Annotated in this window: 11 protein-coding genes; 4 read left to right on the top strand and 7 right to left on the bottom strand. The window is 73.7% G+C overall.

Annotated features, from left to right (window positions below; translation table 11 throughout):
- The first annotated feature begins 19 nt into the window (after positions 1 to 19).
- Together WMF17_RS02865 and panB are read left to right on the top strand one after the other, a co-directional pair.
- Positions 20 to 649: a GNAT family N-acetyltransferase gene (locus tag WMF17_RS02865; protein ID WP_437600438.1), complete on the top strand. Its 630-nt coding sequence runs from the start codon at positions 20 to 22 to the stop codon at positions 647 to 649.
- Positions 650 to 851: 202 nt separating this feature from the next.
- Positions 852 to 1,799, top strand: a complete 948-nt coding sequence (gene panB / locus WMF17_RS02870; RefSeq protein WP_437600439.1) for a 3-methyl-2-oxobutanoate hydroxymethyltransferase — start codon at positions 852 to 854, stop codon at positions 1,797 to 1,799.
- A gap of 72 nt (positions 1,800 to 1,871) precedes the next feature.
- On the opposite strand, the gene WMF17_RS02875 is transcribed toward panB, so the two are convergent.
- On the bottom strand, positions 1,872 to 3,962 hold the full coding sequence (locus tag WMF17_RS02875) for a VWA domain-containing protein (protein ID WP_437647959.1): 2,091 nt from the start codon (positions 3,960 to 3,962) through the stop codon (positions 1,872 to 1,874).
- Positions 3,959 to 4,903: a DUF58 domain-containing protein gene (locus tag WMF17_RS02880; protein WP_437647961.1), complete on the bottom strand. Its 945-nt coding sequence runs from the start codon at positions 4,901 to 4,903 to the stop codon at positions 3,959 to 3,961. Before WMF17_RS02880 ends, WMF17_RS02875 begins: the two co-directional genes overlap by 4 nt.
- Positions 4,904 to 5,177: 274 nt before the next feature.
- On the opposite strand from WMF17_RS02880, the gene ftsH reads away from it, so the two are divergent.
- A complete protein-coding gene (ftsH, locus tag WMF17_RS02885) occupies positions 5,178 to 7,037 on the top strand; it encodes an ATP-dependent zinc metalloprotease FtsH (RefSeq protein ID WP_437647963.1) in 1,860 nt (619 codons plus the stop codon).
- Positions 7,038 to 7,098: 61 nt separating this feature from the next.
- Here ftsH and WMF17_RS02890 read toward each other — a convergent pair whose 3' ends face one another.
- From WMF17_RS02890 to WMF17_RS02900, 3 genes are all read right to left on the bottom strand, one after another.
- Positions 7,099 to 8,538: a choice-of-anchor D domain-containing protein gene (locus tag WMF17_RS02890; RefSeq protein ID WP_437647965.1), complete on the bottom strand. Its 1,440-nt coding sequence runs from the start codon at positions 8,536 to 8,538 to the stop codon at positions 7,099 to 7,101.
- Positions 8,539 to 8,600: 62 nt separating this feature from the next.
- Positions 8,601 to 9,839, bottom strand: coding sequence for a serine/threonine-protein kinase (locus tag WMF17_RS02895; protein ID WP_437647967.1), 1,239 nt, complete (start codon positions 9,837 to 9,839; stop codon positions 8,601 to 8,603).
- A complete protein-coding gene (locus tag WMF17_RS02900) occupies positions 9,836 to 10,768 on the bottom strand; it encodes a LysM peptidoglycan-binding domain-containing protein (RefSeq protein WP_437600445.1) in 933 nt (310 codons plus the stop codon). Before WMF17_RS02900 ends, WMF17_RS02895 begins: the two co-directional genes overlap by 4 nt.
- Before the next feature lie 164 nt (positions 10,769 to 10,932).
- Here WMF17_RS02900 and WMF17_RS02905 point away from each other — a divergent pair, with 164 nt between their 5' ends.
- Positions 10,933 to 11,964 (top strand): OmpA family protein, encoded by a 1,032-nt coding sequence (locus tag WMF17_RS02905; protein WP_437647969.1) that lies wholly within the window; start codon positions 10,933 to 10,935, stop codon positions 11,962 to 11,964.
- 1,020 nt (positions 11,965 to 12,984) lie between these two features.
- On the opposite strand, the gene WMF17_RS02910 is transcribed toward WMF17_RS02905, so the two are convergent.
- On the bottom strand, positions 12,985 to 14,505 hold the full coding sequence (locus WMF17_RS02910) for a glycosyltransferase family 39 protein (RefSeq protein WP_437647971.1): 1,521 nt from the start codon (positions 14,503 to 14,505) through the stop codon (positions 12,985 to 12,987).
- The gene (locus tag WMF17_RS02915; protein WP_437647972.1) at positions 14,498 to 16,156 is read right to left on the bottom strand and encodes a helix-turn-helix domain-containing protein; all 1,659 of its coding nucleotides are present in this window, start codon (positions 16,154 to 16,156) and stop codon (positions 14,498 to 14,500) included. The genes WMF17_RS02910 and WMF17_RS02915 overlap by 8 nt, the downstream gene beginning before the upstream one ends.
- Positions 16,157 to 16,314: the final 158 nt, after the last annotated feature.

The following is a 16,314-nucleotide window of genomic DNA, read 5'->3' on the forward strand; positions in this document are numbered from 1 at the left end:
CGGCGCGCGGGAGGCCCGGTTGAAGAGCTCCGTCTGCATCGAGACCCCGCGGCTGCGCCTCCTCATCCCGTCCCTCGACTTCGCCGGCCGCTACCTCGCCTATTTCGAGCGCAATCGCGAGCACCTGGCCCGGTGGGATCCGCCGCGACCCGAGGGCTTCTACACCGAGGCGTTCTGGCGGGAGCGCCTCCTCCGCGATCGCGACGATCTCGTCGCGGACCGGGCGCTCCGGCTCGCGCTGCAGTGGCGCGGCGCTCCCGCGGGCGAGGTGATCGGGGTCTGCAACTTCACCCAGTTCGTTCGCGGCGTCTTCCAGGCCGCGACGCTCGGCTACTCGCTCGACCAGCGCGTCGTGGGCTCGGGCGTGATGTTCGAGGCGCTCGAGGCGGCGATCGCGTACATGTTCGGCACGCTCGGCTTCCACCGGGTGATGGCGAACTACCTGCCGCATAACGAGCGCAGCGGTCGGCTGCTCCGGCGCCTCGGCTTCGTCGTCGAGGGGTACGCCCGCGATTACCTGTTCATCGACGGCGCCTGGCGCGACCACATCCTGACCGCGCTGACGAACCCCAGGCCGGCACCCCCGGGCGCCTCGCGGGCGCCTGCCGCGGCGCTCTCTTCTGGCGGCGCCGGCCAGCGACGCGGATGATCGGTCGGCGCTGCAGCGACCGCCGAGCGGCGCCTGGGCCCCCTACCTGCCGCGGCTGTTTCCGTCGGTAACTCTCCACGATCCTTGGTGATTGTGACGAGGTCGGCCGCGGCCGGCGCGCGCCGCGTCTTGCCCTGTAGCGTGCGCGGCTCTAGCCTTTCCGGAGGCGTGGACCGCAGGTGCGGCCGCGACCAGGAGGCACATGTACGGTCCGCAAGGCAATGGTGGCGGCAGCGCGCGTAGACCAGCGCAGCGCTCGACGAAGGTCATGGTCCCCGAGATCCGCGCCCGCAAAGGGGTCTCGCCGATCGCGATGGTGACGGCCTACGACTTCACGATGGCGCGGCTGCTCGACGAGGGCGGCGCCGATCTGCTGCTCGTCGGCGACTCGCTCGGGATGGTCGTGCAAGGGCACCCGACCACCCTCCCCGTCACGGTCGAGGAGATCTGTTACCACGGCCGCGCGGTGACGCGCGGCGCGCGGCGCGCCCACGTCGTGGGCGACATGCCGTTCATGAGCTTCCAGCTCTCTCCGATGCACGCGCTCGAGAACGCCGGGCGGATGATGAAGGAGGGCAGCTTCGAGAGCATCAAGCTCGAGGGGGGCGCCGAGATCGCGGAGCATGTGCGCCGGATCGTCGCCGCGGGCATCCCGGTGATGGGTCACCTCGGGCTCACGCCGCAGTCCGTGCACGCGATGGGCGGCTTCAAGGTGCAGGGCAAGGGCGACGAGGCGGCCGAGCGCCTCATCGCCGACGCGCGCATCCTCGACGAGGCGGGCGCCTACGCCATCGTGCTCGAGGCCATCCCGCCGGACCTCGCGCAGGAGGTGACGGAGGCGGTCTCCGTGCCGACGATCGGCATCGGCGCCGGGGCCGGCTGCGATGGGCAGGTGCTCGTCTGCTACGACCTGCTCGGGATGTTCCGCGAGCTGACGCCGAAGTTCGCGAAGCGCTTCGCCGAGGTCGGCGACCAGATCGTGGAGGCGACGCGCGCCTACGTGGACGAGGTGCAGTCGCGCACGTTCCCGGCCGCGGAGCACAGCTTCAAGCCGAACGGGCCTCGCCGGGCGGCCGTCGTGCCCGCCTCGCCGGCCAAGCCCGAGTTCGCGCCGGCGGACGAGATCCCGCCGCATTGGCAGACGCACTGAGCGCGGTGGCGGCGGGAGCTGGCTGACGCCGGCCGCCCCGCTGCCAGGCCGCGCTGAAAGCGGCCGCCGGCCTCAGCTCGCCTGGACTTCGGCCGGCTGCCGCCGGCCTCCGAGGGCGCGCAGCAGGAGCTCGGCCGCGAGCAGCGCGAGCAGCAGCAGCGCCACGTAGGGCGATCCGTCGATGGATGCCGACATGCCGCCCAGCTCCGCCGCGCGGGCGCTCTCGGCGACGCGCCGGGGGCGAAGGTCGATCTCGCGCTCCGGCACCGACACGACGCGCGTCGAGCGCTCGCCGTCCAGGGTGAGCTCGTAGAGCCCGGCGAGCGGGGGCGAGACGCGCAGCCGCCGATCGACCTCCACGACGGGGAGCGCCTCACGCCCCGCGGGGCCCTGGCCGCGGTCGATCCGCACGCGCTCGACCTTGACGTCGTGGTAGCCGTCGAAGGTCCACGTCTCGCCCGCGGCGAGGCGCCGCGCGCCGCCGCGGGCGCGCGCGGCGCCGACGAACCCGTCGAGCAGCGAGAGGAACGCCGGCCGCAGCGCGACGTCGCTCTCCTCCGTACTGAGCGGCAGCGTCATGAACAGCACGACGCCGCGCCCGAGCGGGCGGCGCACGAGGAACGGGGCGCCGTCGGTCCACCGGGCGAGCACCTCGGCGCCCTCCGAGGCCTCCGCGCCCAGCGTGGCCCGGCCGCGCGGAGCGACGTCGGCGAGGCCAGCCGCGGACGGTCCGAGCCAGCCCGCCGTGGCGCGGTCCAACCCGGGGACCGGGGACGCCGACCAGCGGACGACGCCGGGCACCAGCGGCTCGAACCCGGCGCCGAGCGGCGCGGCGGCGGCGCGCTGGCCGAGCGTCAGGAGCGCGACGCCGCCGCGCTCGACCCACGCGGCGAGCGAGCGGCGCACCTCCGGCGTGAAGCCGGGCGCGTCGTCGACGATGAGCCCCGCGTGCGCGGCCAGCTCGTCCGCGTGCTCCGGGACCGAGGGCAGCGGCCTGATCTGCGCGTCGAGATCCAGCGCAGAGAGCGCCTGCTCGAGCGGCGGCGGGCCGCCCGTCTCGACGTGCGTGGTCGCGGGGTCGACCACGACCGCGATCGAGAGCGGGCCGCCGGCGGTGATGATCGGCGCGCGGTCGTCCTCGGCGATCGCGTCGCCGCCGGTGAGCACGGCGAGCAGGAGCTCGGGCGCCCCCGAGGGCAGATCGATCGTGAGCTCCTCGGCGCGCAGCGCCGGATCGAGCGCGACCTTGCCGAGCACCGCGTCGCCGGCGCGCACCTCGAGGGATCGCCCCGCGGCGGCGGAGGCGCCCGCGGCGGAGGCGGCCGGCGCCGCCGCGCCGCCGTCGCGCTCCGCGGCGGCGGGGTCGGGCCCGGGCGCGGCGGGCGACGCGGCGGTGCAGACGACGCGGATGCGCGCCTTCTGGCTCGATCGATCCGCGCGCACGATCCCGCAGTCCTCGCCCGTCGCCTCGAGCTCCTCGAGCGGCACCCACGTGGCGATGTCGGGGGTGCCCGAGATGGGCGGGGCGCCTGGCGCGCCGTCCGCGAGGTCGCTGAGGAGCACGATGCGCTTGTCGCTCTGGGGCAGGCCCCGGAGCAGATCGCGCGCGAGGTCGAGGGCCCCGTCGAGGTCGGTGGCGCGGTCCGACGGCGTCACCGCGGCGAGCGCCTCGGTGACGGCGGTGAGGTTGGTCGTCGACGCGAGGGCGACCCGGGCCGGGGCGCCCGCGAGGACGAGCGCCGCGGCGTCGCCGGGCGCGAGCCCGCCGGCGAGCTCGCGCGCGGCCGTGAGCGCGCGCTCGAACCGCGCGGGGCCGCGCTCCACGCCGCCGGCGCCCGGGCGCGCGCGCATGCTGAGCGAGTCGTCGACGACGATGGCGAGCGCGACGGACGCGCCGGCCCTGCGGCTGAGCGCCAGGTGCGAGCAGCGCAGGAGCGGCGTGGCGCCGAGCACCGCGAGCGCGAGCACCGAGACGGCCCGGGTGGCGAAGAGGGCGCGGTCCTCGAGGAGGCTCCGGCGCCGCGCCGTCGGCGGCGTGGGCGGGACCAGCCGCGCGGGCGGGAACGGCCGCTCCTCGGCGCGGCGACGGCGCAGGAGGTGCGCGGCGACCGGCGCGCCGACGAGCAGCGCGACAAGCAACGCGCCCAGGGTGACGAAGCTCATCGCCGCACCTCGGCGATCGCCTGCACCAGGGAGCGGACGACGTCGGTCGAGGGATCGGCGCTCGTCGCGCGCAGCAGGCGGCCGCCGCGCGACGCGAGCGCGCGCGACCAGCCCTCGGTCAGGGCGGCGAGGCGCGCCTTGTACTGCGCCCGGACCGCGCCCGCATCGGCCTCGACGACGGCGTCGCCCTCGAGCGCGCGGAGGCGCACGTTGCCCTCGAAGTCGAGCTCCGCCTCGCTCGGATCGAGGACCTGGAGGGCGATCAGCGTGCGGCCGCCCGTGCTGAGCGGCGTGAACGCGGAGAGCGCGCGGTCCGTGCCGGATTCGTGAGCAAGATCGAGTAGATCCGAGATCAGCAGGACGACGGCGCCGCGGCGGGCCTTCTTCGCGACGGGCGCGAGGGCGCGCTCGATCGCGCCCGCGTCGCCGCTCCAGTCCTGGGCCGCGGAGGTGGCCTCGAGGGCGCCCACGATCCGCTCGAACGCCTCGCGCCCCGCCATGGCGGGCAGGCCGTGGGTGCCGGCGCCGCCGAGCCACGCGAGCCCCACCGGGTCGCCGGTGGCGAGCGCGACGCGGGCCATGGCCGCGGCGATCAGCGCCGCGTAGGCGAGCTTGGCGCCGGGCGCGCGCTGGCCTCGGTAGGACATCGAGGCGGTCGCGTCGACGCACAGCCAGAGGGCGCGATCGGTCTCGGTCTCGAACTCGCGCACCATGAGGCGATCGTGGCGGAGCAGGGCGCGGCGATCGAAGAAGCGGAGATCGTCGCCGGGCACGTAGGGCCGCTGCCCGCCGAACTCGACGCCGGCGCCCTTGCGGATGCTCCGGTGCATTCCGGCGTACACGCCCTCGGCGACGGCGCGCGACTTGAGCCGGAGCGGGGCGAGCCCGCCCCAGTCGATGGGGAACGTGGCGAGCGAGGCGCGGTCGGAAGCGAGCGGCACAGGGGCGCTTCTTAGCCTGGATCCACGGGGCGATCACCCCGCGGCAACCGGGCAGCAGGCGCGCGGTAGAGCCGCGGAATCGAACGGTGATCGAACGGTGACCGAGCGGTGACCGAGCGGTGGACGCGTGGTCCCGGGCCGTAGAACCGGGGCCGGGTGGCTCACGGTCAGCCTCCTGGGCTCCCTCCCTCGCGCGGCTTTACCGTGTAATTTCCGGTTCTTCCGGGGCCCGGGGCTTGCCGAGGCGACGCACGCCACACATCAGATCCATGGAATGGCTGACGAGAAAAGGCCGACGTCGCGCACGTGGCTCGGGTACCTGCTGATCGCCGCCGCGGCTCTGGTCTTTTCCGGGATCTTCAAGCCGCCGGGGCCTCCGCTCGTGCCCTACGACGAGGCGGTCGCCGAGGTGCGGCGCGGGGAGGTCGCCGCGGCGGTCGTGAAGCCCGACGAGATCGAGCTCGTCCGCCGCGCCGGCGAGCAGCGGCCCGAGGAGCGCGTCCGCGTGACGCGGCTACCCGGCGTCGAGGACGAGCCGATCGTGCGGGCGCTGCTCGAGCAGCAGGTCCGCATCGAGGCGAAGAGCGCCCGGTCCGCGGCGTGGACGCAGGTGGCGCTCTGGCTCTTGCCGCTCCTGCTCATCAACGCGGTGTTCTTCATGATGCTGCGCCGGGCGGGGCAGGGGGCCGGCGGGCCGCTCGGGTTCCTGCGCAGCAAAGCGAAGATCTACGATCGGTCCAAGCAGGATCCGGTGCGCTTCTCCGACGTCGCGGGGGTCGACGAGGCCAAGGACGAGCTCGTCGAGGTGATCGACTTCCTCAAGGAGCCGTCGCGGTACCGGTCGCTGGGCGGGCGGATCCCGCGCGGCCTCCTGCTCGTCGGGCCGCCCGGCACCGGCAAGACGCTGCTCGCGCGCGCCGTGGCAGGCGAGGCGAACGTGCCGTTCTTCTCGCTGAACGCGAGCGAGTTCGTCGAGATGTTCGTGGGGCTCGGGGCGGCGCGCGTGCGCGAGCTCTTCGAGGAGGCGCGCAAGAGCGCGCCCAGCATCGTGTTCATCGACGAGATCGACGCCGTGGGCAGGACCCGGGGCGGCCTCAGCGCCCTCTCGACCCACGACGAGCGCGAGCAGACGCTCCACCAGCTCCTCGCCGAGCTCGACGGCTTCGACGCGCGCACAACCGTGATCCTGATGGCCGCCACCAACCGGCCCGAGGTGCTCGATCCGGCCCTCATGCGGCCCGGGCGCTTCGACCGCCAGGTCATCGTGGATCGGCCCGATCTGCGCGGCCGCGAGGCGATCCTCGCGGTGCACGCGCGGCGGGTGCCGCTCGCGAAGGACGTCGACCTCGGGCTCGTGGCGCGCCGCACGCCGGGCATGGTCGGGGCCGACCTCGCCAAGATCGTCAACGAGGCGGCGCTCGCCGGGGCGCGGCGCGGCGCCAGGGAGATCGGCCAGGCCGACTTCGACGAGGCGCTCGATCGGTCGCAGCTCGGGCTCCGGCGCCGCGGGCAGATCATGACCGCGGAGGAGCGGCGGCGCGTGGCGTACCACGAGGCCGGGCACGCGCTCGTCGCGCTCGCGCTGCCGGCCGCCGATCCGGTGGAGCGGGTGTCGATCGTGGCGCGCACGATCGGCGCGCTCGGCGTCACGATCCAGGTGCCCCGCGACGAGCGCCAGCTGGTCACCGAGCAGGAGATCGAATCGCGCGTCACGGTGATGCTCGGCGGCAGGGCGGCGGAGGAGATCGCGCTCGGCCAGGTCTCGAGCGGCGCGCACGACGATCTCGGGCGGGCCACGGCGCTCGTCCGCGAGATGGTGACCCGCCTCGGCATGAGCCGGCGCCTCGGGCTGCCCGCGCTCTCGCGCCAGGTCGGCGCGCCCATGCTCGGCGTGATCCAGGAGGAGCGCACGTGCAGCGACGAGACCGCGCGCGAGGTCGACGAGGAGGTGAGGGAGCGGCTCGGCGAGATGTATCTGAAGGCCAAGCAGCTGCTCGTCGATCGCCGCGAGGGCCTCGAGGCGGCCGCGGAGGCGCTCGTGCTCAAGGAGACCCTGCGCGGCGACGAGCTGGAGCAGATCGCGGCCATGTCGGTGCGCCGGAAGATCGCCGTGGGATCGCCGAGCGCGGCCTGAAGCTCGGGGCCGCGCGGCGCCGGGGCTCGCGGCCAGGGCCGTACGGTTCCGGGCACGAGGCTCAGGTCGCGCGGCGCCGGCGCCTGAGGCCGCCCGCGATCGCGGCGAGCGACAGCCCGGCGGCCGCCCACGCCCCACCGCCCGCGCCCCCGCGCGGCGCGCTCCCGGCCGCGCGGCAAGCGCAGCCGCCGTCCTGAGCCATGGGCTCACCGCCGTCCGGCCCGTCGTCCGGCGCTGCGACGCCGATCCCCCTCACCGTGATCTCCTGCACCGGATCGCTCGGGTCGTTCGACTCGACGAGGACGGTCGCCGCGAACGCGCCGCTCGCCTTCGGCGCGAAGCGGATCGCGAAGTCGACCGCCGTCTCGGGGTCGACCTCGAGCGCCGCGCTCGCGAGCTCGAAGCCCTCCGGATCGTCGGTCGTCACGGCGACGTCGAGCAGCGCCTCCCCTGTGTTCGACAGCTGGACGATCTCCACGTTGGCCTGCCCGACCTCCACCGCGCCGAAGTTGATCTCCTGCGTGTCCAGCGCGAGATCCGGGAGCGGGATATGGACGCGCTCGCTCTCGAAGAGCCATTCCCGCTCGGTGAGCGGGAAGGCGAGCGGGAGGTCGGCGATCGGGATCGACCACTCGCGGCCGAGCAGGCTGACGCTGAACGTGGGGATGAGGTGGAGCGTGCCCTTGTAGCGCACCGAGCCCTCCGGACGGACGTTGAGCTCGACCGACGGGCCGCCCAGGTACTCCGTGAAGGAGGCGCTGCGCTCCGAGGTGATGTCGCCTCCGCTCACCGTCGCCTGATCGAGCGTCTCGATGGCCACGCGGTGGGTCACGTACCGCGCAGCGACATCCATGGCGACGTCGAGCTCGAACCGCCCCTCGATACCGGGGATCGATCCGCCGATGAGGTCGCCGATGGCGACGGACGCGAGCCGCTGCGGCTCGGTCGAGCTCGCCAGCGCAATGCCCGGCTCCCAGCCCCAGGCGTCGAACGGCGCGCTGGCGTGCACATGGAAATCGAGCTGGGGCACATAGGGGATTTCGCCTGTCCAGTCGAAGTCCTGGCCCAGGATGGAAACGCTGATGCGCCCCTGTGCGCTGACGCCGAGCCCGTAATCGCAGCTGAACGTGCCTCCGTCCTGGTCGCCGGGGGCCGTGAGCGCGAGCGCCTCTGGCCACGACGCCTCGAGCGCTCCGCTCAGCGAGACCTTCGTGTTCGCATAGACCGCGGCCCGGAGGTTCAGTTGCAACGGTGAGCCCGGTGGGACCCAGCCCGTCTCGAAGTCGAGCTGGAGCGGGATGGCTTCTCTGCGCTCGAAGGCGACTGCCCCCCGCTCGCAATAGAACGGATCGTCGACGCACGGCGCAGCGAGCGAGTCGTAGGCCGACGCAGCCGCGGGGGCGAAGAGGGTGAGCGCGGCGGCGGCGCAGGGGAGAGCGCGCCGGGGCCGAGCCGCGCGGGAGGCCGTGAGTGCAGCGTCGCCGGGCAGCAGAGAGCGCATGATAACGATTACCACGAGCCGCGCGCTCCACGCCATGGCCGCATTCCACGATGACGGCGTCGCTAACGTGCCCCGAACAGCGTGCCGACCACGATTCCGGCGGCCGCACAGAGAATGGCCACCACGGTCCAGAGGAACCGCTCGCGCGAGGGGCTCGCCGCCGCCTGCGCGCCGTTGCTGGACGTGTCCTCGAACACCGCGGATCGGCCCGCGGGCAGCGCCCTGAGCACCGCGCTCTCCCGGGGCGGAACGGGGGGACCGACGTCCGAGGTGGAAGCGTCGTTTTGGGGCGTCGCGGCGTGGTCCAGGCCGGTCCGCTCGAGCTCCAGCTCGGTGATCGAGATGGCGTCCGCGAGGTTCGCTGGCGTGTGGCCGACGACGCGCCGTTCGCGGCAGGCGCGCAGGGCGTCGGCGAAGGCCCGGGCGCTCCGGTGCCGCTCGGCCGGGTCCTTGGCGAGGGCCCTCAGGATGACCGCCTCCAGCCCGGCCGAGATGAGCCCGTCGCGCTTGCCGGAGCGCGGCGGCAGCGGTTGCTCGGCGATCTGCGCTGTCATCACGGCGATGGGCGTCCGCTTGCTGAACGGCACGGCGCCGACCACCATCTCGTAGAGGATGCAGCCGAGCGCATAGATGTCGCAGCGCGGATCGACGTCCTCGCCGCGCACCTGCTCCGGCGCCATGTACTCCGGCGTCCCGAAGATCATGTCCTGCTCGGTGAGCCCGGTCGTCATCTGCTCGCCGTGCACCACCTTCGCGAGCCCGAAATCGACCACGCGGACGCAGCCCGCGAGCGGCGACGGCGCGCCGCCGGCATGCCCGTCCGAAGGCGGCGCGCCCGGGCGCTCGACGAGCACGTTGGCCGGCTTGAGATCGCGATGGACCACGCCCGCCGCGTGCGCGGTCTCCAGCGCGGAGCAGATCTGGAGGGCGATCTCGATCGCCCGGTCGGCCTCGATCGGCGCGCGCTCCTGCAGGAGCTCCTCGAGCGAGCTGCCGTCGATGTGCTCGAGGGCGATCACGAGGAGCCCGCCCTCCTCGACGAAGTCGAGCATCCGGACGACGTGGGGGCCCTCGATGCGCTTCAGGATGGCGGCTTCCCGGTGGTAGCGCCTGAAGATCTGCGGTGTGCCGGAGAGGTGTCTGTGGATCACCTTGAGCGCGACGCGCCGGCCGTCCTCGTCGCGGGCGGCGCGGTAGACGACGCCGGATGCGCCCTCGCCGACGACCGACTCCACGGTGTACTGCGACGCGACGCGGTGCCCGGGGGGCAGGCGCTCGGGCGCGATGGGCTGCGAGGTCACCGCGCACCACCTGCGTCCGCGGGGTTCGGCGGGGCAGGCTCCGGCGGAGGCAGCCTGAGGTGCAGCTCGGTCGATGAGGTGCAGGCGCCCACGATCTTCGGGCTGAGCTCGATGGGGTCGAGCCGCGCTGTCGGATCGTGCTCGCGCCACGCGGCGCAGGCGGTCTCGGCGAGCCCGGCGGCGTCGAGCGCGACGTAGGCCTCCAGCAGATGCCTGTGCAGCGTGGCGATCTGCATCCGGGCGAGCTCGCCGTAGCCGAGCAGGCGGCTCGCCCGCGCCACGGCGTCGATGTACCGGCCGCTCCGCACGTCGCTCGCGAGCTGCGGCAGCTCGGCGTCGACCCGGCGCTGGGCCTCGCGCGCGCGGCCCGCCCCCTCGGAGCGCACCAGCGCGCCGGCGTTCGCTGCCTCGGCCTTGCCCTGGGTCGTGAGCGGAAGATCCGTGAGCGGCACGAGGATCACCGCGCCGCGGCGCAGCGTGTCCTTCTTGAAGTGGTTGTACTTGTGGAGCATCCACGCCTTGTCCCGCTTGCCGAGGAAGCGATAGGCGATGGTCAGCAGCGTGTCGTTCTGGCCGACGACGTACCGCAGGTTGTACGGGACGATGATCTCCTGCCCGTCGCTCGGCTCGATCCACGGCATCGTGTCGTTCGAGAGCGCGAGGACGTCGCTCCGGTCGGCGGCGCCGAGCATCCGCTCCGCGAGGATCGCCCAGGTCTCGCCGGCGGTGACGCGGTGGTGGCCGAGCGCGGGCACCTCCAGCCGCAGGCCGGGCATGATCGGCACGCCGGCGCCCGCGTCGAGCGCGTTCGCGGCGACGAGCACCTGCTCCATCTGCACGCGCCCGTAGGTGCGCTCCGCGATCTGCGCGAGGGTCTCGCCCTCGCGGACGACGTGCGGGAACGCCGCCGCGGCGCTGGCTGCGAGCATCGTCGCGGCCAGGGCGCCCACGGAAAACCAAGTTCGCCGAGAGCTCACGCCGCGGAGGGTACCAGGGGTTTGCCCGCCGTGGGACCGCTCGTTCGGCGGCGCCGGCGGGATGTTCGCCGCGATTTCGGCGCGCCGACAATTTCGTGCCAGAGTGCGCGCGAAGCATGAAAACCACGACGACGGCCGGCAAGATCCCGGTGTGGCTGTCGCGGCGCTCGCCCGCCGCGGCGCGGCTCCTCACGGCCGGTCTGCTCGGGCTGGCGGCGCCGGGCTGCCTCGTCCGGCAGGACCTGTACGATCAGGCGCGCGCGGAGGTCCAGAGAGAGCGCGAGGAGGGGAAGAAGGTCCGGACCGAGGCGCAGAGCGCGCGCGCCGAGGCGGCGCAGCGATCGGCGCAGGTCGCCGCGCTCGAGGAGGAGATCTCGGGCCTCGCGCACGACCTCCGGGCGCGCGATCTCCGGCTGTCGGAGGCGACGACGGCGGAGGCCGGGCTCGCGCGGCAGCTGGACGAGCTCGCCGCCATGAACGAGGAGCTGTCGGCGCGGCTCCGGAGCGCCGGGCAGAGCGTGGGCCAGCTCGCGAACGAGCGCGGCAGCCTGTCGGCGGAGCTCGCCGAGACGCGGGCCAAGGTCGACGAGCTGCGCCGCCAGCACGCCGCGGCCGAGGCGCGGGCGGCGCGGATGCGGGATCTCGTGGGCCAGCTCGAGAAGGAGGTCGACGCCGGCAAGGTCCGCGTCGGGCTCCGCGCCGGGCAGGTGGCGATCGAGGTGCCGAGCGACGCGCTGTTCGACGCCGGCGGGGCCGACCTCAAACCGGCAGGGCGGGCGGTGCTGGACGGGATCGCCAAGGTGCTGCGGGCGATGCCGGATCGGAAGTTCCAGGTCGCCGGGCACACGGACAATGACGGAAGGCGAGCGCGGCGCGCGAGGTTCACGTCGAGCTGGGAGCTCTCGACGGCGAGAGCGGCCGCCGTGGTGAAGCGGCTCGTCGAGCGCGGCGTGCCGCCGCAGGCGCTGTCGGCTGCTGGATACGGCGAGTTCGCGCCGCTCGGACCGAACGACACGGCGGCGGGGCGGGCGAGGAACCGGCGGATTGAGATTGGCCTGGTGGCGGAACAGGAAGCGGAACGGCAACGGGAAGAAGTGACGGGGACCGGGAAGGTCGCCGGCGAGGAGGGGGCTGCGACGGCGCCGTGATGCTGGCACCAGAGCGCTGACGAGAAGGGCTGGCCAAGGCTCGCGGGGCTGGAGGGAGGCATCTCCAGCGCGGAGATGGATGCGACCCATCTCTCGTTGGAGGCGCTTCCACCGGGAGAGGTAGTGCGGTGCTTCGGCCGAGCGTGCGGCGCTTCGTGAACCGCCAAGACGCCAGGTGCGCCAAAAATCCTAAAAGTTTGGCGCACCTGGCGTCTTGGCGGTTCGATCTTCCACGGCAGCGTCCCGTTGGGCGGCGCTCTTGGTTCAGGGGTCGCTCAAGGAGAAGAGGGGCTTCCGCGTGTAGTGTGCGACTCTGGGGTCCAGTCGAAGCTGGAAAGGGAGCCCATTTTTGAGATACAGAGTGCCGAGGCGATCGCCGGGTTTCTCCGGGAACGTGAACCTGGCCCTGGGGCCGAGCGAGTTTCTAAGGACGCTCGATTCGATACGAGCGAAGGTGAGCTCGACCTCGTCCGCTCGTCCAGCCTTGCGCACAACGTTGGCGCGAACAGAATCAAGGATAGAAGACCAGCCGGAGATCGTGACCGTCACGTAGTCAGGCGAGCAGGCTGACCCGCCGTCATCGTCACGAATCGGTTCTATGTCGTAGCGGTAGCACTCCGGATAGTCGGGCTGCGTAGGGCGAGGATTACAGTCCGAAAAAGAAGCGGGCGACAGCGCGCTAGCGCAGGCCGCTTCAGCCCGGGCGCTTTCTGCCGGCCGTGGGCGATCCCCAGGCTCAGCCGGCGAATCGCCGCTGTGCGTCAGGGATGCGGCGGGATTCGCAGTTGAAGACGGACTGGCGCGCTCGCTGCACGCTCCGACGACGATCAACGCGATCCTGCAGAAGCGATTCACGCCGCTCACCATCTTGGTCTCTTGTGTCACAGCCGCCCCTTCAACGCTCTCATCCTCGCGCAGCCGGAGGCCGTCGGGGGCAATGCCTCGTTGAACGAAACCGCGCAAGCGCGTTAGCTCCACGCCGCGGCGCACGCCGGTAGGAGCGTTGGTCGCTGCGCGCGCTCACCATGTCTCTCGTGGGACGGCTGACCCGCCCCGCTCGTCCGCCCGCCCCGCAGCCGGCGCCGCCTCCCCGCGCCGCAGCGCGCACGCCGCGAGGATGCACAGCGCCGGGGTCACGACCATGTGATACCGGTCCTCGCCGAAGAACACCGCGTGCGTCAGCGCCACCGAGGCGACCGCGAACGCGAGATAGCCGACGACCCCCCCGTTCGCGGGCCGGCCCGGCAGCGGCAGCGCCGCGATGAGCGGGATCGCCACCGCGAGCGGCCAGAACGCGTGCTCGTCCCCGAGCACCCCCCACGCGATGAGCCCGAGCACCGCCGCGAGCGCCATCAGCTGCGCGACGAGCCCCTTCCACGGCCGCCGCCGCGGCAGCGCCACCACCCCGAGCGCCGCGACCGACAGCAGCCCGAGGTGCGACCCCGTGAGCACGCCGCGCCCCGCCGCGCGCCGCTCCTCGGGCCACGCCGCGGGGTTCGCCTCGCCCAGGTAGCCGATCGGGAACGACTCGTGATCGAACGTGAAGCTCAGCTTCCTCGGGATCAGGCCCAGCCAGCGGACTGGATCATTTTTGATCCACCTGAGCCCCTCGACCATCCAGCAGCGGTCCTGCGCCACCTGTCCGCGCGCGATCGGGCAGCCGTCGCCCGCGCGCAGCGTCTCGAAGCGGCCCGTGGCGCGCGGGAACGCGCCGATGGCGAGGTTCCAGCCGCCGTTCGTCGAGACGAGCGCGCAGCCGTCCATCACGCGGCAGTTCCGGATCGTCCACGGCGCCACCACGGCGAGGGCCGTCGCGGTCGACAGCGCCGCCGCGAGCGCGCCGCGCCTCCACCCGGCCCGCGCCCCGCCGGACGCCGCGCCCGGGCCACCCCGCGCGAGCAGCGCGAGCGCCGGCGCGCAGAGCAAGCTCTGCGGCCGCACCAGCGTCGCCAGCCCGAGCGCCACGCCCGCGAGGACCGCGCCGCGGACGGGGCGCCCGCGCGCAACGCCGCGCGCGAGCAGCCACGGCGCCGTCACCAGGCCGAGCGCCGCGAGCGGCTCCGTCATGACGAGCGCCGCGTAGAGGACGAGCCCCGGCGAGAGCGCCGCGAGGAGCGCCGCCACGCGGGCGCGCGCCGGCGTGGTCGCGTACCGGGCCAGGCGATGGACCACGACGACGAGCAGCGCGCCGAGCACCGCGTTCGCGACGGTCGCCACGTGCGGCCCGGCGCCGAACAGCCGGTAAACGAGGCCCAGAAACCCGCTGTAGCCGACCGGGTAATGGCACCACGGGTGCCACACCGGCTGGCCGCCGACGATGAGATCGTCCGAGTAGCCGAGGCCGGCGGCGATCCGGCGCGCGCCGAAGTCGTAGTAATGGCCGTCCCAGACCGGCTCGCGCGCCCACGCGATCGCCACGTAGAGCCGCGGGAGCAGCGCGAGCACGAACGCGAGCGCCGAGAACGCGAGATCCCCGCCGGCGCGGGGCGGCGCGCGGCCGGGTCGCGCCGCCTCGGCGCCGGCGCGCGCCGCCTCAGCCATGCTGCCTGGCGCGCGTCCCGGCCGAGATCTCGCGCAGGCGACGCATGTACGTCTTCACCACCTGGGCCGGATCAAGCCGCAGGAATTTTGCAAATTCTTGAACGAATCCATGTATATAGACTGGTGCCGGCAGGTCGCCGATCGACTCGTTCTCGATCGCCTGGAGGTGCGCCAGGGAGATCTTCGTCCGCTGCGAGATGTCGGTGAGCTCGACCCCCTGCGACTCGCGCACCTTGCGCAGCAGCGCGCCGCTGAACTGCGTCTCGGCGTTGATCTCGCGCGCGAGCTCGGCCTGGAGCATGGCGAGCTCGGCCGCGGCGGCGGCGTTCTCGGCGCGCGCCGGGCCGAGCGGCGTGCGCGGGTCGTCCGGGTAGGTCGAGAGGTCGTAGGCGCGGCGGCGCACCGGATCGAGCAGGGTGTCGTGCGCCTCCTCGATGCGCGCCTGCTCCCGCTGGAGCACCGCGGGGCTCAGCACGCTCACGACCGGCAGGCTGCCCTCGCGGTAGGTGTCGCGCTGCCGCTTGTAGGCGCGCCGGATCTCGTCGTCGGCGGCCGCCCGGGCGAGGCCGAGCGCCTCGTACAGGGTGGCCGGCGCGGCGCTCTTCGCGGCGGCGGCGAGGGCGCGCGCGTGCGCCTCGGCGGGGCGCGAGTCGCGGGCGGCGAGCAGCGCGAGGATGCGCCGGGCCACGCGCTCGAGGTTGCGCGCGCTCTTCGAGGTCGGGCTGTCGATGAGGAGCGGCTGGCGCCGCCGCGCGGTCAGCCACACCGCGTCGTCGTGCTCGATGTGCCCGAGGTAGTCGAGGGAGATGCCGAGGAAGCGCTCCGAGACGGCGCTCATCGCCGGGCCGAGCTCCAGGTCCGAGCGGTGCCGCGTCTGGCTGACCACGAGGTGCGGCGTCACCCGCGGCAGCTGCGCGGCCGCGAGCGACGCGACCCCCTCGTCGAACCGCTTCACCTCCATGATGAAGTCGCGCGGCGTCGCGAGCGCCGGGAGCGACGAGGCCACCTTCTCGACGAGCCGGATCTTGAAGCGCTCCTTCATGAGCGCCCGGCGCAGGGTGCGCTGGTAGAGCGCGCGGCAGAAGCGGTAGGCGTGCTCGACCGCGAGCGGCTCGGGCGTGGTGACGCAGATGCTGACGTCGGCGTGCAGGAAGAGGTCGAGCGTCGAGGAGCCCGTCGCCGCGCCGAGGCTGACGATCACGTAGTCGACGTCGAGCTCCTGGATCATCTTCATCCAGTAGGCGGCGCGGCTCGGCCGGAGCGGCGTGGCCGTCATCGGGTCGTACGCGGTCGGGACGAGCCGGAGCCCGGGCACCGTGGTCGCGATCGGCTCGGCCTTGCCCTCCTCGATGTCCTCGCGCGTGACGAGCGGCGGCGCCTGGATCCCCAGCGCCGCGTGCAGCCCAGGGCTGTAGGCGTCGGTGTCGACGATGACCACGTCGCGCCCGAGCTGCGCGAAGTACACCCCCAGGTTGACCGCGAGCGTCGCCTTCCCGACGCCCCCGCGGCCGCCCCCGACGGCGATGACGCGGCGGGATCGCGAGCTGGAGAACGAATGGGCCTCGCCCGGCAGGGCGAGGTCGTCGTCCGACGAGCCGGGCGGGAGGGTCGAGAAGCGCGACGGAGGGTAGGACTCACCGGAGCTGGACAAGGTTCCTCTTCGTGCGGCGGGCTGTGTGCTGCGTCGATCACCTGCGCGCTGCTCGTGAAGCGCGCGTGTCCCTCCTAGCACGCGTCGCGCGCCGCCATCAGCGCCGCCGTCGCCGGGGCGCGGCCCGGGCGCGCGCGCCGTCTGCCCGCGCCGTCCGG

The sequence above is a fragment of the Sorangium sp. So ce362 genome, assembly GCF_051519845.1.
Lineage (GTDB): Bacteria > Myxococcota_A > Polyangia > Polyangiales > Polyangiaceae > Sorangium.

Bases quoted from the DNA above. Each gene is read 5' to 3' on its own strand.
- panB (WP_437600439.1), top strand. From the start codon at position 852: ATGTACGGTCCGCAAGGCAATGGTGGCGGCAGCGCGCGTAGACCAGCG.
- WMF17_RS02890 (WP_437647965.1), bottom strand. From the start codon at position 8,538: ATGCGCTCTCTGCTGCCCGGCGACGCTGCACTCACGGCCTCCCGCGCG.
- WMF17_RS02910 (WP_437647971.1), bottom strand. From the start codon at position 14,505: ATGGCTGAGGCGGCGCGCGCCGGCGCCGAGGCGGCGCGACCCGGCCGC.
- WMF17_RS02900 (WP_437600445.1), bottom strand. From the start codon at position 10,768: ATGCTCGCAGCCAGCGCCGCGGCGGCGTTCCCGCACGTCGTCCGCGAG.
- ftsH (WP_437647963.1), top strand. From the start codon at position 5,178: ATGGCTGACGAGAAAAGGCCGACGTCGCGCACGTGGCTCGGGTACCTG.
- WMF17_RS02875 (WP_437647959.1), bottom strand. From the start codon at position 3,962: ATGAGCTTCGTCACCCTGGGCGCGTTGCTTGTCGCGCTGCTCGTCGGC.
- WMF17_RS02905 (WP_437647969.1), top strand. From the start codon at position 10,933: ATGAAAACCACGACGACGGCCGGCAAGATCCCGGTGTGGCTGTCGCGG.